Origin of the sequence: Agrobacterium sp. LMR679 (assembly GCF_027157905.1) — a bacterium.
Lineage (GTDB): Bacteria > Pseudomonadota > Alphaproteobacteria > Rhizobiales > Rhizobiaceae > Agrobacterium > Agrobacterium leguminum.
Window position 1 is genome coordinate 2,789,359 of sequence record NZ_JAPVOJ010000002.1, and the last position, 20,110, is coordinate 2,809,468.

Annotated in this window: 17 protein-coding genes and 1 pseudogene; 5 read left to right on the forward strand and 13 right to left on the reverse strand. The window is 61.8% G+C overall.

Annotated elements, in window-relative coordinates; all coding sequences use genetic code 11:
• Position 1: 1 nt before the first annotated feature.
• The 3 genes from O3W47_RS24270 to mobB are packed head-to-tail and all read left to right on the forward strand — an operon-like array spanning position 2 to position 2,336.
• On the forward strand, positions 2-1,201 hold the full coding sequence (locus O3W47_RS24270; protein ID WP_269314762.1) for a multidrug effflux MFS transporter: 1,200 nt from the start codon (positions 2-4) through the stop codon (positions 1,199-1,201).
• A complete protein-coding gene (gene mobA, locus O3W47_RS24275; protein WP_262535438.1) occupies positions 1,198-1,824 on the forward strand; it encodes a molybdenum cofactor guanylyltransferase MobA in 627 nt (208 codons plus the stop codon). The genes O3W47_RS24270 and mobA overlap by 4 nt, the downstream gene beginning before the upstream one ends.
• Positions 1,821-2,336, forward strand: a complete 516-nt coding sequence (gene mobB / locus O3W47_RS24280) for a molybdopterin-guanine dinucleotide biosynthesis protein B (RefSeq protein ID WP_262535440.1) — start codon at positions 1,821-1,823, stop codon at positions 2,334-2,336. Before mobA ends, mobB begins: the two co-directional genes overlap by 4 nt.
• A gap of 290 nt (positions 2,337-2,626) precedes the next feature.
• On the opposite strand, the gene O3W47_RS24285 is transcribed toward mobB, so the two are convergent.
• From O3W47_RS24285 to O3W47_RS24345, 13 genes and pseudogenes are all read right to left on the reverse strand, one after another.
• A complete protein-coding gene (locus O3W47_RS24285; protein WP_269314763.1) occupies positions 2,627-4,192 on the reverse strand; it encodes a peptidoglycan DD-metalloendopeptidase family protein in 1,566 nt (521 codons plus the stop codon).
• A 345-nt stretch (positions 4,193-4,537) separates the two neighbouring features.
• The gene (locus O3W47_RS24290) at positions 4,538-5,179 is read right to left on the reverse strand and encodes a protein-L-isoaspartate(D-aspartate) O-methyltransferase (RefSeq protein ID WP_078053081.1); all 642 of its coding nucleotides are present in this window, start codon (positions 5,177-5,179) and stop codon (positions 4,538-4,540) included.
• Positions 5,180-5,187: 8 nt separating this feature from the next.
• Complete coding sequence (surE, locus tag O3W47_RS24295; RefSeq protein ID WP_269314764.1) at positions 5,188-5,958, reverse strand: 5'/3'-nucleotidase SurE; 771 nt, start codon at positions 5,956-5,958, stop codon at positions 5,188-5,190.
• A 206-nt stretch (positions 5,959-6,164) separates the two neighbouring features.
• Positions 6,165-7,448: a serine--tRNA ligase gene (serS, locus tag O3W47_RS24300; RefSeq protein ID WP_059760200.1), complete on the reverse strand. Its 1,284-nt coding sequence runs from the start codon at positions 7,446-7,448 to the stop codon at positions 6,165-6,167.
• 101 nt (positions 7,449-7,549) lie between these two features.
• Positions 7,550-8,353: a twin-arginine translocase subunit TatC gene (gene tatC, locus O3W47_RS24305; protein ID WP_065655994.1), complete on the reverse strand. Its 804-nt coding sequence runs from the start codon at positions 8,351-8,353 to the stop codon at positions 7,550-7,552.
• A complete protein-coding gene (gene tatB / locus O3W47_RS24310) occupies positions 8,350-9,117 on the reverse strand; it encodes a Sec-independent protein translocase protein TatB (RefSeq protein WP_269314765.1) in 768 nt (255 codons plus the stop codon). The genes tatC and tatB overlap by 4 nt, the downstream gene beginning before the upstream one ends.
• Before the next feature lie 157 nt (positions 9,118-9,274).
• Positions 9,275-9,481, reverse strand: coding sequence for a twin-arginine translocase TatA/TatE family subunit (locus O3W47_RS24315; protein WP_003509722.1), 207 nt, complete (start codon positions 9,479-9,481; stop codon positions 9,275-9,277).
• Positions 9,482-9,609: 128 nt separating this feature from the next.
• On the reverse strand, positions 9,610-10,344 hold the full coding sequence (scpB, locus tag O3W47_RS24320; RefSeq protein WP_137003629.1) for an SMC-Scp complex subunit ScpB: 735 nt from the start codon (positions 10,342-10,344) through the stop codon (positions 9,610-9,612).
• Positions 10,334-11,182 (reverse strand): segregation and condensation protein A, encoded by an 849-nt coding sequence (locus O3W47_RS24325; RefSeq protein WP_003522723.1) that lies wholly within the window; start codon positions 11,180-11,182, stop codon positions 10,334-10,336. The genes scpB and O3W47_RS24325 overlap by 11 nt, the downstream gene beginning before the upstream one ends.
• A 58-nt stretch (positions 11,183-11,240) precedes the next feature.
• On the reverse strand, positions 11,241-12,257 hold the full coding sequence (nagZ, locus tag O3W47_RS24330) for a beta-N-acetylhexosaminidase (protein WP_269314766.1): 1,017 nt from the start codon (positions 12,255-12,257) through the stop codon (positions 11,241-11,243).
• A gap of 247 nt (positions 12,258-12,504) precedes the next feature.
• Positions 12,505-15,547, reverse strand: a pseudogene (locus O3W47_RS24335) (SPOR domain-containing protein).
• Between the two features lie 66 nt (positions 15,548-15,613).
• The gene (argS, locus tag O3W47_RS24340) at positions 15,614-17,371 is read right to left on the reverse strand and encodes an arginine--tRNA ligase (RefSeq protein WP_269314767.1); all 1,758 of its coding nucleotides are present in this window, start codon (positions 17,369-17,371) and stop codon (positions 15,614-15,616) included.
• A 75-nt stretch (positions 17,372-17,446) separates the two neighbouring features.
• Positions 17,447-18,664 carry a deoxyguanosinetriphosphate triphosphohydrolase gene (locus O3W47_RS24345; RefSeq protein ID WP_059760463.1) on the reverse strand — a complete coding sequence of 406 codons (1,218 nt, stop codon included), beginning with the start codon at positions 18,662-18,664 and terminating at the stop codon, positions 17,447-17,449.
• Between the two features lie 215 nt (positions 18,665-18,879).
• On the opposite strand from O3W47_RS24345, the gene erpA reads away from it, so the two are divergent.
• Together erpA and xth are read left to right on the forward strand one after the other, a co-directional pair.
• A complete protein-coding gene (gene erpA / locus O3W47_RS24350; RefSeq protein WP_020811519.1) occupies positions 18,880-19,212 on the forward strand; it encodes an iron-sulfur cluster insertion protein ErpA in 333 nt (110 codons plus the stop codon).
• 96 nt (positions 19,213-19,308) lie between these two features.
• Positions 19,309-20,106 (forward strand): exodeoxyribonuclease III, encoded by a 798-nt coding sequence (xth, locus tag O3W47_RS24355; protein ID WP_269314768.1) that lies wholly within the window; start codon positions 19,309-19,311, stop codon positions 20,104-20,106.
• Positions 20,107-20,110 lie beyond the last annotated feature (4 nt).

Consider the following 20,110-nt stretch of genomic DNA (forward strand, 5'->3'; position numbering starts at 1 on the left):
CATGAACAGCGGCCGTTTTCTGGACAGGACCACCCCGCCCCACATCATCACGCTGGTGGTCATCGCCGGCGTGGCGGCGCTGTGCATGAATGTGTTCCTGCCCTCGCTTGCGGCCATGGCGGTTTATTTCGAGACCGACTACGCGGTGATGCAATTTGCCGTTTCGGGTTATCTTGCCGCCACCGCCTGCCTGCAGCTCATCATCGGCCCGCTTTCCGATCTCTTTGGACGCCGCCCGATCATGCTGGCCAGCATCGCCATCATGATCGTCGCAACGCTCGTCTGCATGCTCGCGCCCAACATCACCGTCTTCATGGTCGGGCGCGTCGCGCAGGCGGCCGTCGTTTCCGGCTTCGTGCTGGCGCGCGCCATCGTGCGCGACATGGTGCCGATGGAACAGGCGGCCTCGATGATCGGCTATGTGACCATGGGCATGTCCGTGGTGCCGATGGTGGGGCCGACGGTTGGCGGCCTGCTTAACGACATTTCCGGCTGGCAATCGAGCTTCGCCCTCCTCTCCCTGCTCGGCGTCGGCATTCTGGCGCTCGCCTGGTTCGATCTCGGCGAAACCAACCACAATAAATCGGCGAGCTTTTCGCAGCAGTTTCACGCCTGGCCGGAACTTCTGCGCTCGCCGCTGTTCTGGGGTTACGCGCTGACCTCGACCTTCTCATCGGGCATGTTCTTCTCCTTCCTCGGCGGTGCGCCCTTTGTCGGCAGCGTGCTTTACGGGCTTGCGCCGGCCATGCTCGGCCTGCAATTCTTCTTCATGGCCAGCGGTTACATGCTCGGCAACTTCATCTCCGGCCGTTATGCCAGCGAAATCGGCATTACCCGCATGATGCTGTCGGGCAATGTCATCGCCATTGCGGGCATCGCCACGACCATGCTGCTGATCTCCGCCGGGGCGGAAAGCGCCTATGCGTTTTTCGTGCCGCTTGCATTGATCGGTGTCGGCAACGGCGTAACGCTGCCAAGCGCCAATGCCGGCATGGTCAGCGTCCAGCCGCATCTGGCCGGCTCCGCCTCCGGCCTCGGCGGCGCGATGACCATCGGCGGCGGCGCAGCACTCTCGGTGCTCGCCTCCTCGGTCCTGTCCAGAGAGGACGGAACCTGGCCGCTTCTTCTGGTGATGCTGGCGACCGGCCTTGTCGCCCTCCTCACCACCTATGTCGTAAGGCTGCAGGAAAAGCGGGAATGACGGCCCCTTTCGAAATACCCGGTCTCGTGCTCGCCGGCGGGCTTTCGCGGCGCATGGGCAGCAATAAGGCGATGGTGCAATTGGGCGATGCGCCCCTCATCTCCCATGTCATCAGCCGCATCACCCCGCAGGTCTGCGATGTCACCATCAATGCGGCCAATGGCTGGGCGGAAAGTTTCGGCCTGCCGCTGCTGCCCGATACGCTGAACGGCCATGCCGGACCGCTCGCGGGTATTCTGGCCGGCATGCGCCATTTCCAGCACCGCGGGGATGCGGCGAGCCACTTCCTGACTGCGCCTGCCGACAGCCCGTTTTTTCCGAACGATCTCGTGGCGCGGCTTTACGAACACCTGTCGGACAATGCGATCGTCATCGCCGCCTCCAGCGGCCAGCTTCACCCGGTTTTTGCGCTGTGGCCGCTGGCGCTGGCCGACGATCTCGAGGCGTGGCTGAAGAACGATGCCAACCGGCGCATCCGCGCCTATCTTGCCCGGCATGTCACCATCGGCGTGGCCTTCCCGCCGCTGGAAACGGCAAAGGGCAGCCTCGATCCGTTCTTCAACATCAACACGCCGGATGAACTGGCGCTGGCGCGCAGCTATCTGGAGAACCTGGAATCATGACGGCACAAAAGGTCTTCGGCATCGCCGGCTGGAAAAACTCGGGCAAGACCGGCCTTGCGGTCCGTATCGTCACCGAGCTGACGGCGCGCGGCTACCGCGTCTCCACCATCAAGCACGCCCATCATGATTTCGATATCGACAAGGTCGGGGCGGATAGCTGGCGTCACCGGCAGGCCGGCGCACATGAAGTCACCATCGTTTCCGGCACCCGTTTCGCCATCATGCATGAATTGCGCGGCGAACCGGAACCCTCCTTCGAGGATATTCTCGCCCGCCTCGCCCCCTGCGATCTGGTGCTGATCGAAGGCTACAAATACGAGCCGGTGCCGAAGATCGAAGCACGCCGGCTGGAGGCCGCCAAGACCGAACCGCTTGCACCGCTCGATCCGCATATCGTCGCAATCGCCGCCGATCACGCGGTGACGGACACGGCGCTACCGGTTTTCGATCTCGACGATACCGGCGCCATTGCCAATTTCATCGAGAGGACGGTTGGGCTGGTCAGAGGCTAGACACGTAGCGGCTCGACGTGACTTGGGCTGCATCCCCACATCCGTCATACCGGCCTTGAGCCGGTATCCAGCCAGCCCCAAGTCCTTGGGCTGAGGAGACTCATTCCGCCGCGCAGACGCGCGTCGACTGGATGCCGGATCGGGTCCGGCATGACGGAGGAGAAAACCGCGAGAAACCAATACTCACCAAGCCCGAGGCACCCATTCCAGCACCTTTTCCGCACCCATCACCCCAAAAATGAAAAAGCCGGGCTCTTCACCCGGCTTCATCATTCCTTGAGACGCAATACCTATTCAAGGAAACTGGAGGGGTTCACCGGCGTCGCATCCTTGCGAACTTCGAAGTGAACCTGCGGACGCTTGGCGCTGCCGGTCATGCCCGATGTGGCGATGGTCTGGCCGCGCTGGACCTTCTGGCCGCGCTGCACGTCGAGATTGGCGGCATTGCCGTAAACGGTGACCTTACCGTCGTCATGGCGGACGAGAACCGTGTTGCCGAGCTGCTTCAGGCCGTTGCCCGCATAGATGACCACGCCGTTTTCGGCAGCCTTGATCGGCGTGCCTTCCGGAACGGAGATATTGATGCCATCGTTGCGGCTGCCTTCGACATTGTCGCCGAAATTGTTGATGACCGCGCCACGAACCGGCCAGCGATATTTGCCGATGCCCGTGGATTCCGGTGCGACGGAAGCCATGTCGGCCTTCTTCTCGATGTCGCTGACACTGGCGGTGGCCGGTGTGGCGGGCGCAGTCGGAGCCGCGGCAGCAGCCGGTGCCTTGTAGGGCTCAGGCTTGGCCGATGCGGTTTCGACCGGCTTGGCCGCTTCCTTGGCGGGAACGGAAGCCGTCTTGATGGCATCCGTCGAAGCGCCCGGCATGTTGAGCGTCTGGCCGACGCGGATGCTTTCGTTGCTGAGACCGTTTGCCGCCTTGAGGGCAGCGACCGACACGCCGTTTTCGCGGGCGATCTTCGCCAGGCTGTCGCCCGGCTGAACCTTGTAACCACCGGTCGGCGGCAGCGGCTTGCCGCCGGGAGGCGTCAGCTTGCCGGCCTCGGAGGAAACCTTGTCACGGGCGGCGGCCTGCGACGGCAGCACGGCCACATTCCCCTCGGGGCTACGCAGCGGTGTCGGCTGGTCGCCGTTGCGGTTAAGGGCGATATCGCCGGCCGCGTCCTTGGCGGCGTTGCGGATCTGACCGAACTTCGGAATGAGGATCGACTGGCCGGCCTGCGCCGAGGATGCGCTCTTCAGACCGTTGACGCGCAGCAGTTCCTTTTCCGGAACGCCGTAGCGGTTGGAGAGGGTCGCGATGCTTTCACCGGGACGCAGGGTCACGGAGGAAGCGCCATCGGTGTGCCAGCCGTTCTTGTCGGAACGAACGGTTGCGGTCGTCAGATTGTCGGTGACGGGAGCGGCAGCCTGCCGGGCGGGCGCTGCAAGAGATGGCGCGGCCTTGGGCTGAGCGGACGGGAAAGGCTGGGCCATGGCTTCGTTGCGGGTCGACGGATCGCGGCTTGCCACCGCCGTCGGCGCCGACAGCTCGGAGCGCTGCACCGGAGAGGCCGAAGCCGAGCGGGCCGTGGAAAGCTGAACGCCGCCATAACCACCCGATTGCGGGTAGGAATTGCCCGCCATGTTCTGGTTGGCATAACCGCCCTGCGGTGCGGCAGAGGCATAACCGCCATTCATGTCGCCCTGCGGAACCGGGGCCTGCCCGTAAGCACCGCCGCCCTGACGGGCAGGAATTGACGCCGTGGTCATCTGGTCCGGTCCACTGGAAAAGAGGCCGCTGAACCGCGTTGCATCCGAGCTACAGCCCGTTGCGACGCTTGCCAGCAATGCCGCTGCGAACATTTTTGCGACTGATTTTCCGATTTTAGACGAATGTCTCATACGCATGACTCGATCTACACTGACGCCAACCCGCCGCATCGAGACCGATCCGGCACAAATTTCACTTCTTGCAAGGCCCATTTCCCGAGGTGGGGAAAACCATGCGTCGATGTTTATGATTAAAGCGCGTTAGTGTTACCACGCCGTTAAAACGTTAAGCCGTTCGGCGCTTTTTTGACACTTCGATAACCATGACGAAAACCGGATGCGTCATGTTGATACAATAATGATATTGAAAATCAGATAGTTGCGGCAATTCAGAACATTAGGAGACAAAAATAGAATGTCTCCAAAATTTTCATTTTGTCACAAATGACGCGCAATATGGGTGCTGAGCGGCAGGTAAGGCGCCTCGAACAGCTCTTCCTTCTCGAAGCGGCTGCCGGTCTTGGAGAAGCGCGTCATCACGCAACGCTCATCTTCAAGGATGATCGGCGCGATCATCATGCCGCCCGAAACGATCTGCTCGGCAAAGAAGCGGGGCATGGTGGTGAAGGCGGCGGTGGAGACGATGCGGTCGAAGGTGCCCTCGCCCACCAGACCGTTGCTGCCATCCGCCTGGCGGATGACGACATTGCGGATGGAAAGATCGTCTAGACAGTTCTGCGCCTGCTGCACCAGCGTCTTGTAACGCTCCAGCGAAAAGACGCGCTCAACCCGGCGCGCGATGATCGCGGTCATGAAACCGCTGCCCGTGCCGATTTCCAGCACGCGCTGGCCGGGTTTCAGTTGCAGCCGGGCAAGGATCTTCACCGCCATGTCGGCGCCCTCCATGAAGGCGCCGCAGTCTATCGGGATTGTGCGGCTGGAATAGGCGTCCGCCGCAAATTGCGGCGGCACGAATTTGGAACGCGGCGTCTGCTCAACCGCCGTCAGAAGGTCGAGATCGGAAATCCCCTCGCCCCTTAAGCGGAGAACGAGAGCGGCAAAACCTTCCTTTTCGACCATTGCGGATTTCAATCGGCGACTCTGAATCCAAGTGCTTGCGCAACCCGATCCTTCACCGTGTAGTCCGTCAGGTCAAGCTTAAGCGGTGTGACGGAAATCTTGCCATGTTTCAAAGCGTGGATATCGGTCCCTTCGCGGAAGGTGCCGAGACGCTCGCCGAAGCGCAGCCAGTAATAGGGAAAACCGCGGCCATCCTGGCGTTCTTCCACCGTCAGGCCGAAATCGAGCTTGCCCTGCCCCGTCACGGAAACGCCCTGCACATCCTTGGGCGCGCAATTGGGGAAATTGAGATTGAGGAACGTGCCATCAGGCAGATCGACATTCATCAGCTTGCGCAGGAGGTCCGGCGCATAGGTCTCGGCGACTTCCCACGGCACGACGCGGCCATCGACATGGCTGAAGGCCTGGCTGAGCGCGAAGGAACGCACGCCCTGCAGCGTGCCCTCGATGGCGCCGGCAATGGTGCCGGAATAGGTCACGTCATCGGCCATGTTGGCGCCGGCATTGACGCCGGAGAGCACGATATCCGGCTTTTCCGGCAGGACTTCGCGAATGCCCATGATGACGCAATCGGTCGGCGTGCCGCGCAGCGCGAAATGCTTGTCGGAAACTTTTCGCAGACGCAGCGGTTCAGACAGGGTCAGCGAATGCGCGAGACCGCTCTGGTCGGTCTCCGGCGCGACGATCCAGACATCGTCGGACAGCGTGCGGGCGATACGCTCCAGCACGGCCAGACCTTCGGCGTGGATGCCGTCGTCATTCGTCAGCAAAATCCGCATGTTTTCCTCCGCTGCTGTATCCCACTATGAGGACACAATGATTTCTCTCACAGAAGCACCCCCACGACCGTCATTCCGGCCTTGAGCCGGAATCCAGTCGACGCGCGTCTGCGCGGCGGGAAGAGTCTTTTTCAGCCCAAGGACTTGGGCTGGCTGGATTCCGGCTCAAGGCCGGAATGACGGCCGCGTCTTTAGCAGACGAACAGTCAGGCCGCCTTCTCGATGCGCTTCAGACCGCCCATATAGGGCAGAAGCACGTCTGGAATTGTGACGGAACCGTCCTCGTTCAGATAATTTTCGAGAACCGCGATCAGGCAGCGGCCGACGGCCGTGCCGGAGCCGTTCAGCGTGTGCACGAACTTCGTCGCCTTGTCGTCCTTGCCGCGATAACGCGCATTCATGCGCCGCGCCTGGAAATCGCCGCAGACCGAGCAGGACGAAATTTCGCGATAGGTGTTCTGGCCGGGCAGCCACACTTCCAGATCGTAGGTCTTGCGGGCGCTGAAGCCCATGTCGCCGGTGCAGAGCGTCATGGTGCGGAAATGCAGGCCAAGGCGCTTCAGCACCTCTTCGGCGCAGGCCGTCATGCGCTCGTGTTCCGCAACGGCGCTTTCCGCATCGGTGATGGAGACGAGTTCGCACTTCCAGAACTGGTGCTGGCGCAGCATGCCGCGCGTGTCGCGCCCGGCCGAGCCCGCTTCCGAACGGAAGGACGGCGTCAGCGCGGTGAAACGCAGCGGCAGCTTCTCCTGATCGAGAATTTCGCCGGAGACAAGGTTGGTCAGCGTTACTTCCGCCGTCGGGATCAGCCAGCGGCCATCCGTGGTCCTGAACAGGTCCTCGGTAAATTTCGGCAATTGGCCGGTGCCGAACATCGCCTCGTCGCGCACCATCAGCGGCGAGGACACTTCGGTATAACCGTGTTCGCCGGTGTGGAGGTCGATCATGAACTGGCCGAGCGCCCGTTCCAGACGCGCGAGCTGGCTGGTCAGCACGGTGAAGCGCGCACCGGAAAGCTTGGCGGCGCGCTCGAAATCCATGTAGCCGAGCGCTTCGCCGATATCGAAGTGTTCCCTCGCCTCATGGTTCCAGCCGGGCTTCTGGCCGACCACGCGGGCCACCACATTATCATGCTCGTCATTGCCGTCGGGCACGTCGTCGAAGGGCATGTTGGGCAGGCGCGACAGGGCATCGTTGAGCTCGGCGGTGACCTGACGGTCCTCCTCCTCCGCGCGCGGCATGTTGTCCTTGAGATCGGCGACTTCGGCTTTAAGCTTTTCGGCAAGCTCCATGTTCTTCTGCGCCATGGCGGCGCCGATTTCCTTGGAGGCGGCGTTGCGGCGCGACTGCATGTCCTGCAGGGACTGGATGACGGAACGGCGCTTTTCATCCAGCGCGATCAGGCCGCTGGCGGCGGGCTCAGCACCTCGGCGTGCAAGCGCCGCATCGAAAGCTTCGGGGTTTTCGCGTATCCATTTAATGTCGTGCATCGTCGTTCCAGACCGTTGTTGCATCGTCGTGTTTTACAGCAAAACGCCGGGCATGAGCCCGGCGCGAGGAAATGTCGTGAGCGGCGAGACCTTCAAGAATATCAGGTCTCCTCCAGCTCCGTGCTTGCGGATTCTGCCGCACGTTTCCTCTCCACGAGTCGAGCCATGTAGATGGAAATCTCGTAGAGAATGATCGCAGGCAGCGCAAGACCGATCTGGGACATGGGATCCGGCGGCGTCAGCACGGCGGCGACCACGAAGGCGAGGACGATCGCGAACTTGCGCTTTTCCCGCAGCCAGTCGCTGGTCAAAAGCCCGACGCGCGCCAGAAGCGTGGTGACGACAGGCAGCTGGAACACCAGACCGAAGGAGAGAACCAGCGTCATGATGAGGCTCAGATATTCCGACACCTTCGGCATCAGCGAAATCGCCACCTCGCCGTCCTCGGGCAATTGCTGCATGGCGAGGAAGAACCACATGACCATGGGCGTGAAGAAGAAATAGACGAGCGCCGCACCGATGAGGAAAAGGATCGGCGACGCGATGAGGAACGGCAGGAAGGCTGCCCGTTCGTTCTTATAGAGACCGGGCGCCACGAATTTATAGAGCTGCGAGGCGACCACCGGAAACGAGATCACCATCGCGCCGAACATGGCGACCTTGATCTGCGTGAAGAAGAATTCCTGCGGCGCGGTATAGATCAGCGACGATTTCGTGACATCGAGGCCCGCCCAGAGAACCGCCCATTTGTAAGGAATGACGAGCAGGTTGAACAGGTGCTTGGCAACGGCGAAACAGGCGATGAAGGCGACGAAGAACGCGCCGAGCGCCCAGATCAGCCGCGTGCGCAACTCCATGAGATGTTCGATAAGCGGCTGCGGCTTATCCTCGATATCCCCGCTCATGCTTCATCCTTTTTGGGCTTTGCGGCCTTGGTTTTTGCCGTTTTCGCCGGCTTGGTCTCGGCCACGACCGCCTTGTCTGCGGCAGGCTTTCTGACGGCAGCCTTTTTGGCGACGGCCTTCACGGTGGGATTGGAAACAGCGGGCTTCGAAACGGCGGGCTCACTGGTTTTCGCGGCGGTTTTCGTGGCCGGAGCGGTTTCGGGCGTTGCCGCTGCGGCCTTGCTGCGGGCGGCGCGTTTGGGCTTGGCGGCAACCGCTTCGGCCTCCACGGTCGCAATCGATTTCGCCCGCGCGCGCTTCGGCTTCTCCTCCGTAGCGACGGCTGCGGCAACCGGCGCGGCGGATGCGGCGACAACAGGCGGCGCATCCGGCAGCTTCATCTCCGGCTCGGGCACGCTGACCAGCGGCGCAACCGGCTCGCTTGTGACGGGCGCAGGGGTGGAAGACAGGCCGTCCGGCGGGGTGGTCGCCTTCTGCAGATCGGACTTGATCTCGTTGCCAAGCTGGCGAAGCGGGTTCATCGCATCGCGCAGCGAGTTGGTGGGGTTAAGATTGCGGACATCGGAGATGGTCTGGCGCACATCGTCCATGTCGGCCTCTTTGAGGGCCTCATCGAACTGGGTGCGGAAATCCCCCGCCATCTTGCGAAGGCCGGCCATCGTCTTGCCGAAAGCGCGGATCATGGGCGGCAAGTCCTTCGGCCCGACGACCACGATCAATACGACCGCAATCACCAGAAGCTCGCTCCAGCCGATATCTAACATCAATATGCTCCCGAGACCCTAGCGCATCGGTCCCAAAAATCGGAATCGATTTTCGACCGGAACGATGCGCAACATACAAGTGGTAGAGCGTCCTTGTGCATCCGAAAGAACGCACGGCGCTCTAGCGCCAGTCCCACACCAAGCGGCGACAGGCCGCTTACTTGATCTCGTCAGCCTTGTGGTCGACGGTCTTCGTGTTGGCATCGGCCGGCGGCGGCGTCTGGTCTTCGTCAGCCATGCCCTTCTTGAAGCTCTTGATGCCCTTTGCGACATCGCCCATCAATTCCGGGATCTTGCCGCGTCCGAAGAGGACGAGAACGATCACCAGCACGATGAGCCAATGCCACACACTAAAAGAACCCATAACTGAAACTCCTGAATTTCGCTTTCAGACGATGTAAGACGTTTGAAAGGCTTTTTCAAACGACAAATCGTCGCTTCAACAGCGAGTGCGCATAAAGTTTTCGTGGCTCCGCCAACAGGATGGCGATATCAGTCGTCGCCATCGCCGCCGCCCGGCGCAAGCAGGCCCAGTTCCTCGAGATCGAGCTGCGTGATCGGGTCTTCGTCCTCCCGCAATTCGTCGCTCATCATCGGCAGAGGAACGCCGAAATTGGAGGGAATGCGGCCCGAAAGCAGCCCCGCGCCCTTAAGCTCCTCGAGGCCCGGCAGATCGCGCAATTCCTCAAGGCCGAAATGGTCGAGAAACTCCACCGTGGTGCCGATCGTCACCGGCCTGCCGGGTGTGCGCCTGCGGCCGCGGAACCTGACCCAGCCCGCCTCCATCAGCACGTCAAGCGTGCCGCGCGAGGTCTGCACGCCGCGGATTTCCTCGATTTCGGCGCGTGTCACCGGTTGATGATATGCGATAATCGCCAGAACTTCCAGCGCCGCGCGCGACAGCTTCTTCGGCTCCTTTTCCTCGGCGCGGATGACGAAGGAAAGATCGCCGGCGGTGCGGAAGGCCCATTGCCCGCCCACCTGCACGAGATTGACGCCCCGCTCCGCATAAAGAACCTTGAGATGCTGCAGAATGGCGACGACATCCATGCCGCGCGGCAGGCGCTCGGCGATGAAAGCCACGGAAACCGGCTCGGACGAGGCAAAGACCAGGGCCTCGGCGATCCGCTCGGCCTCCCTCAGCTGGCGCTCGGAAAATACCGTGGTTTCGGGCTCTGCCCCTTCGGCCGCGATGGTGGCCTCGGCGGTCTCATCGTCATTCATCATTGTCAGTCCTTTCGGCATTCACCGCACGGTCGTCTCGTCCACCCTTACGCATATAAATGGGCTGGAAAGCGCCCTCCTGCCGGATTTGCAGCGAGCCCTCGCGCACCAGCTCCAGCGAAGCGGCAAAGGCGCTGGCTATCGCCGTCACCCGCATGGCGGGATCTGGCACATATTGCAGCAGATATTGATCGAGCACGGTCCATTCCCCGACATCGCCGAGGAGATGGGTCAGAAGCTCACGCGCCTCGACAAGCGACCAGACCTGCCGTTTTTCAATCGTGACCTGGGTAATCGCCTGCCGCTGCCGCAGATTGGCATAGGCGCTCAGGAGATCGTAGAGATTGGCCTCATAGGCCGAGCGGTTGATATGGGGAATATGCTCCGGCGCGCCACGGGCAAAAACATCGCGGCCGAGCTGGGCGCGGTTGACGAGCCGTTCCGCCGCCTCGCGCATCGCCTCCAGGCGTTTCAGCCGGAACGCCAGCGTCGCGGCCATTTCCTCGCCCGAGGGACCGTCATCCTTCGATTGCTGCGGAATGAGGAGCTTGGATTTGAGGAAGGCGAGCCACGCCGCCATGACGAGATAATCGGCAGCAAGCTCAATGCGCACGCGGCGCGCGCTTTCCACGAATTGCAGATATTGTTCGGCAAGCGCCAGCACCGAAATGCGCGACAGATCGACCTTCTGCGTGCGGGCAAGATGCAGCAGCAGATCGAGCGGGCCTTCGAAACCCGCGACATCGATGACCAGCCCGGCCTCGCCCGTCAGCCGCTCCGGCGTCACATCCTGCCAGAGCTTGTCCATCGGTGTCGAATTGCGAGACTTGTCTGCGGCCATTGTTCCATCCGCCGGGCGTCCGGCCTGTCGTCCCGAGTAACGGGCCGCCGCCCGACTGTCAGGAAACGGCCCACATGGCGTTGAATTCGGCTCTCAGCTCCGCTTCGTCGGAAGGGTCCGCAGCGGGGAAACCCGCTTCCACGGCCCGCACCCGCTCCAGCGAACGGCCGGAAAGAACGGGAACCTCCTTCACGACCTCAAGCATTTCACCCATCACACCGTTGCAATGCAAGACTATATCGCAGCCGCCCGCAACAATATTCGCAGCTCTTTCACCGAGCGTGCCCTTCAGCGCATTCATGGAACTGTCGTCGGACATCAGCAGGCCGTCAAAGCCGATCCGGCCGCGAATGATGTCCTCGATCACCTTCGGCGAGGTCGTCGCCGGCCGTTCGCGGTCGACGGCGTTGAACACCAGATGCGCGCTCATCGCCATCAATTCGCGGTTCAGTGCCCGGAACGGCACGAAATCATGGGCGTCCAGCTCATCGAGCGGTACATCGACGACCGGCAGTTCATGGTGCAGATCCACCATGCCGCGGCCATGGCCTGGCATATGTTTCATGACAGGCAGCATGCCGCCCGCCTTCAGGCCGTCGGCCGCCGCCTGCCCCATCTCGGCCACCATTGTCGGCGTGTAGCCATAAGCGCGATTGCCGATGACATTGCTGGCGCCTTCCACCGGCACATCGAGCACCGGCAGGCAATCGACATTGATGCCGAATTTCATGAGGTCGAAAGCATGCAGGCGCGACATCAACCAGGCGGCGCGCAGACCCGCCCCCCGGTCGCGCTCATAGATTTCGCCGAGAATGCGGGCGTTCGGATAGGCCTGCAGGATCGGCGGCTTGATACGCTGCACACGCCCGCCCTCCTGATCGATCAGCACCGGCGCATCTGGCCGCCCGACGGCATCGCGCATGGCGGCGACGAGATCGGTGATCTGCTGCGGCTCGCCAATGTTGCGCCCGAACAGGATGAAGCCCCAGGGTTGCTCATCGCGGTAAAGGGCAATCTCGTCGGCAGTCAGCGAAAGCCCGCTGCATCCGAGGATCATAGCTTTGCAATCGGTCATGGTGTCACGCTCGCAGGAAATGGAATGGGAAATGGCCTTGTACCGAAAGGCGTGGGGAGGAGTGTCAAACTCTCCGCCGTCATGCTCGGGCCTGTCCCGAGCATCTGCAACCGACCGGCTGGCGAAACGTTGCAGATCCTCGGCACAAGGCCGAGGATGACGTCGCGTGTGGGGAAAAACCCTTCCCCACCCAAAGAAGGGTTGCCTTAGACGGCAACCCCAATCTTGCGAGCCGTATTGGCCTCTATCACCGCGCCACGAGGCAGCTACCGCCGGCCGAGCGGAACTTTTCGCACAGCGCCACGGCTTCGTTCTTGTCACCCGCCGGGATGCGGACGCGGTAGAACGTGCCCTTGCCGGCGATTTCGGCGGCCTTGATGTCGACGCCGCGTCCACCGATGACCGAGCCGAACTTGGCCGACATGTTCTGGTAGGACTTCTGGGCTTCCGCCTGGCTCGGCAGCGAGGCGATCTGGATGTAGTAACCACCGGCGGAGGGCGTGCTGGTGGCCGCAGGCGTTGCGGCTGCCGTCTGCTGCTGCGCGGCCTGCGGCTGCGCCGGAGCGGTGGCGGGGCGGACATTGCCCTGGTTGGTCACCGTTGCCACCACATTGGCGGGCTGCGAGGAGGGACGCGCCGCAGGAAGCGGTGCTGCCGACTGCGCTGCCGGCTTGGCAGCGGCGGCAGGCGTATTTGCCTGCGGCTGAGCCTGTTCCGGCGCGACCGGAACCCGCGATGCGGCGATGACGGCGGGAGCGCCCTCACCGGGCTTGGCGGTCTGCGGTGCTGCAAGCTCTTCGACCTTGTCGGCCTTCGGCGGCTGGGCTGCCGGCACCTCGACTTCCTGGGCAACCAGCGTGCCGTCAGGCTTGACGATCATGGTGCGGACCTTGCGCGGCGAAACGCCGGTTGCAGCTGAACCTTCGGTCTGTGCGGCCTTTTCTTCCGGCGAAAGCAGGCGCGGATCCTCGGTCTCGCCAACCGGCGTGCCGGCGGCTTCCACATCCGCGTCGTTTTCGCCTTCCAGCGGCAACTGTTCGGGGATCAGCGTGCGCTGAACCACATCCACCGGCTGCTCGTTGCTGGAAATCAGCGCCGGCTGCTTCGGATCGGCAGCGCTGCCGCCGGCCACGCGGTCATAAACCGCCTTGTCCTGGTTCGGCACAACGCGACCACCCGGATTTTCCGGAACGACCTTCATCGGATCGTTATCGGCGGAGATGATGACCGGCGCGCCATTGGAACCGGTGCTGGACGAACCGCCGGAGACCAGCGCGTAAACGCCGCCACCGATCAGCACCAGACCGATTGCGGCGGCAACCGGCATGATCCAGCGGCGACCGCCGCGTTCATCTTCCTCACGATAGGCCGCCTGATGGTCGACATAGGTGTTTTCGGCATCGCGCGGGGCGCTGCCGCGGGAGGCCGCAGCCTCCTGCATGGAGCGGCGGAAATCCTCTTCCAGCGCCCGTTCGAATTCGTCGGCCTCTTCCGGAGCCTGCGCGGGACGCGCCTGGGCGGCGCCACGGTTTTCCGCGTGCTTATGACGGTCGAGACCGCCGGCAACCGCAGGCGCAAACAGCGTCGCAAGCTCGGTATCGATATCGAGATCTTCCTCGTGACGGCGCGCGGCCGGCTTGGGTTCAAAAACCCCGACCGGCAGTTCCGGCACGTCCATCTCAACGATGTTTTCCGGATGTTCTTCCGTCTCGCCGATCTGCGAAGGATCGAAAGGCAGGCTTTCCAGCGTCTGCGGCGCGGCCGGCTGCGGTGCTGCGGCGGCCGGACGCGGCTGAACCGCAGCAGCGGCCACGGGTGGCGGCAACGGCAACGGCGGCCGGGCGCGGCTGAGGTGCCGGCTGTTCCCTCACCGGCTGCGGCGCAACGGCAGCAGCGGCAACCGGAGCGGCCGGCGGCTGGCGAACGGGCTGCGGTGCGGGCGCAGGCGCAACTTCCGCCTCGGCGATTTCAGACAGGTCCAGATCAAGATCGAGATCGTCGAGCGCAAGCTCGAAATCATCGTCGTTGAAGCCGGCGAAATCCGTGAAATCAAGTTCTTCAACAGGTGCTGCGGGCGCAGCAGCGACAATCGGCGCTGCCTTCACCGGCGCGGCGACAACCACGGGCGGCTCCACCTTCGCAGCCTGCGCAGCGGGAACGTCCTGCACCAGCGGTGTTTCGCCGCGACCGGGAATGGAATATTTCGCGACGTCGTAGATCAACTCGTCCATCGGCGAGAGATGTTTCGCTGCCGGCTTCTCGGCAACCTCGAACGCCAGAGGCTCTGCGGCAGGCGCAAAGGTCTCGGCGACCGGAGGCGTAAAGGACGGCGCGGTCTCTTCCGCCCGCACGACGGCAGGCGCGGGAGCGGGCTCCACCTGCGGCTCGATACGGGCTGCGGCAGGCTGCTGTTCTGAACGCGGCTCGACCCGCTTCGGATCGGCGGCTGAAACATCCCGGCGCGCGCCGAAATTGGCGAGCGGCAGCCGCAGGCTGGAAAATTCCAGCGAGGAACGGCCGCCATGCGACGGCGGACGCACGGAAACCGGTGCGGGCGCTTCCTCGGCGACAGCTATTTCCACCTCATCGGCGAGATCGAAAGCCTGCGGCTCCGGCGCATAGGAATGACCATCGGCGTGAATGTTGCTCGAAACATCGGCCGGAAGTTCCGGCATCGTGTGCCATTCTGGCTCGACGGGTTCTGCGGCCTGCGGTTCTTCCCATGCCACCTGCTGGGCGGCGGGTTGGTAAACCATCGGCTCGGCGGGACGCGACTGGCGCGAATGCACATCGAAAACTTCCGCCACCGCGGAGGCATCGTCGCGGAAATCCGCACGAATATCCTGCGTGGTCGTTTCGACGTAGTTGTGAATATAGGCCTCATCGACTTCCGGAAGCGGCTCTTCCCTCACCTCCGGTGCGGATGCGGCCACGGGCGCGGGTTCGTCCGCCGGCGCAAGCTCAGGCTCGCGGCGGGCGAAAACCGATTCGACACGCTGCATGAAATCGTTGGGGTGGATGCCTGCACGAACATCGTTTGCCGGGTCAAGAACGACCGGATCGGCGTGCGGCGCATCGTAAACCTCGAACTCCCTCAGAAGCTCATCTTCGAGGTTGAATTCCGGTTCGCGGCGGGTCACCGGCGAAGCGGCGCGCGGCGCAGCCTCGGAACCCGCATGCGAAGGACGATCTTCGAAGCCGACGATACGCGCCAGTTCTGCCAGAGGATCGTTGTCAGCGAACCCTTCGGACCGGGCGTCCCGGTTATACGCGACATTTTTTTCGACCATTACGTGTTCCACCATCTACGCATTGCAGCTCTTGCCAGCGTATTGTGAGCAAATAATGGTGATATGTTATCGCATTTCAGCAGGTGCGTCCGCTCCTAAAAGCGTAAGGCCGGACCTCAAAACATTTGCGACAGCATTCACCAGCCCAAGTCTGGCAATGCTCAATTCTCGGTTTTTATCGTTAATAAAACGTAATTCCGGCTGGTCTTTACCCTTGTTCCAGTGTCCATGGAAGGAACTGGCGAGATCGTAGAGGTAAAAAGCAAGCCGGTGCGGCTCGTGCGAAAGGGCCGCAGATTCGATCAGGCGCGGATATTCCGCAAGCTTTGCAACCAGCTGCAACTCATTGATATCGCTGATCAAAGCAACAGAGTCCGCCATCTCCTCAGCCGAAGAAGAAAGCCCCGGAAACGCTTCCTGCGCCTGCCGGAAGATCGACATCGAGCGGGCATGCGCATATTGCACGTAAAAAACCGGATTATCCTTCGATTGTTCGGTCACTTTCGCGAAATCGAAGTCCAGCGGCTCGGAATTCTTCCGATAAAGCATCATGAATCGCACCGGATCGCGACCCACTTCGTCGACAACATCGCGCAGCGTGACGAAGTCGCCGGAGCGCTTCGACATCTTCACCGGCTCGCCGTCACGGAACAGCTTGACGAGCTGGCACAGAAGCACCGTCAGTTTCGACTTGCCTTCGGAGACGGCGCGCGCAACCGCTTCCAGCCGCTTCACGTAACCGCCATGGTCAGCCCCGAGCACATAGATCATCTCGGAAAAACCACGGTCGAACTTGTTCTTGAAATAAGCGACGTCGGCGGCGAAATAGGTGTAGGAACCGTCCGACTTCATCAGCGCGCGGTCCATGTCGTCGCCCACTTCCGTCGAGCGGAACAGCGTCTGTTCGCGGTCTTCCCAGTCTTCCGGCAATTCGCCCTTCGGCGGCGGCAGGGTGCCCTTGTAGACATGGCCCTTGAAAGTCAGATCATTGATGGCCGAGAGGATCGGGCCGCCATTGCCCTCATGCAGCGTGCGCTCCGAGAAGAACACGTCGTGCCGGACGTTGAGCAGCGCCAGATCCTCGCGGATCATCGCCATCATCGCATCGATCGCCTTGTCCTTGACGATCGGCATCCACTTTTCCTCGGGCATGGCGCGCAGCTTGATGCCATATTCATCCGCCAGCGCCTGGCCAACGGGAACGAGATAGTCGCCGGGATAAAGGCCGGACGGAATGGTGCCGATATCTTCGCCGAGCGCCTCGCGGTAACGCAGGAACACCGAACGGGCCAGCACATCGATCTGCGAGCCGGCATCGTTGATGTAATATTCCTTGGTGACGCCATAACCCGCAAAGGCAAGCAGGTTCGCGAGCGTGTCGCCCACAACGGCGCCACGGCAATGACCGACATGCATCGGGCCTGTCGGATTGGCGGAAACATATTCGACGTTAATTTTCTGGCCCGCACCGATGGTGGAGCGGCCGAAATCGACGCCCTGCGCGATCATGTCGGCGAGAAGACGCTGCCAGTAACCGACCGAAACCTTGAGATTGATGAAGCCCGGACCCGCGACATTGACGCTGTCCACATCGCCATCGGCCTGAAGAGCCGGCACGATGAGTTCGGCCAGCGCGCGCGGATTGGTGCCGAGCGGCTTCGCCAGCACCATGGCGGCATTGGTTGCGACATCGCCGTGGCTCAGATCGCGCGGGGATTCGACGGTAATTCGACTGAAATCGACCTTTTCGCGGTTCTCTTTCACGAGATCGAGGGTCTCGAGCGCGTTTTTGATCCTGGTATCGAAATCGGCAAAAATGTTCATCGTTCCAACCTGCGCGAAGGGCTTCTGTTTATATCCGGCCTTTTAACCGGGTCGGCTTCGCGATCGCCCGCTGCCCTATCTCAAATCGGGGGTGTGGTCAAACAGCCGCTGGTGGGCGCGCAGTGCATAACTGTCGGTCATGCCGGCCAGATAGTCGCCTACATGCCGGGCTTTTGCGGCCACGCTCATGCCGGAAATGCTATCCACCCAGTAGTGGCTCTGCATTTCCGCCGGCGTTTCCATATAACGGTGGAAAAGATCGGTGACGATCTGTGTCGCGCCGGCGCGGATGCGCATGATTTCCGGATGCCGGTAGATATGGCCGAACAGCAGTTTCTTGATCTGCCGGTCGGTCTCGGCCATTTCCGGCGAGAAGGTCGCGACAGTGAAATCGGCAGCGCGGATATCCGCCGCACTCTTCGGCTTGAGACGGGCGAGATTCTGCTGCGCAACGCCGATCACATCTTCCACCATATGGGTGATCTGCCGACGCATGATCTCATTGGCGAAACGCTCCTTGTCGAGCACGGGATATTTCGCCCGCACCTCGGCCATCAGGCCGCCGAGGAACGGCACCTCCTCCAGCATCTCGAAGGTGAGATAACCGGCGCGCAACCCGTCATCGATGTCGTGGGTATTATAGGCGATGTCATCGGCAATCGCCGCCACCTGCGCCTCGAGGCTGGCATAGCTGCCGATTTCCAGATCCTGCAGCTCGCAATATTCGAGGATGGGCAGCGGAACCGGTCCCTTGATCCCCTCGCCCTTCGCATTCACCAGCGGGCCATTGTGCTTGACCAGCCCTTCGAGCGTTTCCCAGGTCAGGTTGATGCCGTCATATTCGGCGTAACGGCGCTCAAGCTTGGTGACGATACGCAGCGACTGGGCGTTATGATCAAAGCCGCCATAGGGCAGCAGCACCGCATCCAGCGCATCCTCGCCGGTATGCCCGAAAGGCGTGTGGCCGAAATCATGCACCAGCGCCACGCCTTCAGCCAGATCCTCGTCGAGCTTCAGCGCGCGGGCGAGCGCCCGGGCGATCTGCGCCACCTCGATGGTGTGGGTGAGACGCGTACGATAGTGGTCGCCGTCAGGGCTGATGAACACCTGCGTCTTGTGCTTCAGGCGGCGAAAGGCCGTCGTGTGGACGATGCGGTCACGATCGCGCTGGAATTCCGAGCGCGTCAGACTTCCGGTTTCGGGAAAAAGACGCCCGCGCGTGGTCCATGGATCCGAGGCGAAAACCGCCCTCTCGCCGCTTCCGAAACCCAATGCGCGCTGGTCTATGATCATGCATCCACCTGTTGTCTTCTCCAGCCGGGACTTCCTTTTGGTCTCGGCCATTGACCTTTTCATTCACCCTTCATACCTATCGCAGAGGTCAGCGCAAAGCATCATCGCCGCGCTGACCGCCTTCACACAGGCTATAGACCGTTAATTTGACCGGTTTATAATGGTGACAACGAGATTATTGCTCTCCGGTTCTTGACCCCGGCAGGAGAAACGACATGGAAAACAGCGACATTACCCTTTCTGAAGCTGCGGCGAAGCGAATCGCCCAGATCGTCGCGGCCGAAGCCGGCAAACAGGCGCTGCGCGTCTCGGTGGAAGGCGGCGGCTGCTCGGGCTTCTCCTACAAGTTCGATCTGGCCGAAGACAAAGCCGATGACGACATCGTGATTGCCCGCGGCGACGCGAAAGTGCTGATCGACAGCCTCTCGGTCGTCTATATGGCCGGCTCCGAAATCGACTTCGTCGACAATCTGCTCGGCCAGTCCTTCCAGATCAAGAACCCGAATGCGGTGGCAAGCTGCGGCTGTGGCACCAGCTTCTCGATCTGACATCATCTTTCCACCACATCCACAGGGCCGTTTTCCAAAAACGGTGGCAATCGCTTTTGCATCGGGTAAAAGTACCCTCGCAAAAGGGAAACTCCGATGAAGATTGCCACCTGGAACATCAACGGCGTCAAGGCGCGTATCGAAAACCTCTGCCAGTGGCTGAAGGATTCATCGCCCGATATCGTCTGCCTTCAGGAAATCAAATCGGTTGACGAAGGTTTTCCCCGGCTGGAGCTGGAGGCGCTCGGCTATCATGTCGAGACCCATGGCCAGAAGGGCTTCAACGGTGTCGCCCTGCTCTCGAAGGTCAAGCCCGACGAGGTCAATCGCGGCCTGCCGGGTGACGATGCCGATGAACAGGCGCGTTTCATCGAAGGCGTGTTTTCCGTCGATGGCGGCGCGATCCGCGTCTGCTCGCTTTACCTGCCGAACGGCAATCCGCCGGACGATCCGGTGAAATATCCCTACAAGCTTGCCTGGATGGAACGGCTGCGGCGCTTTGCCGAAGATCGCCTCGCGCTCGAGGAGCCGCTGATCCTTGCGGGCGACTATAACGTCATTCCGGAGCCGTTCGATTGCCACGACCCACGCGTGTGGGAAGGCGACGCATTGTTCCTGCCGAAAACACGTGCGGCCTTCCGCAAGCTGGAGAATCTGGGTTTCACCGATGCCGCGCGTGCGACGACGGATGAAGCAGGACTTTATTCCTTCTGGGATTATCAGGCCGGGGCATGGCCGAAAAACAATGGCATCCGCATCGATCATCTGATGCTGTCAGCGGAAGCGGCCGACAGGCTGCAATCCGTCAGTATCGAAAAACATGTGCGAGCCTGGGAAAAACCGTCCGACCATGTGCCGGTCTGCGGTTATTTCGATTTCAGTCCGATCGGCTGAGCCA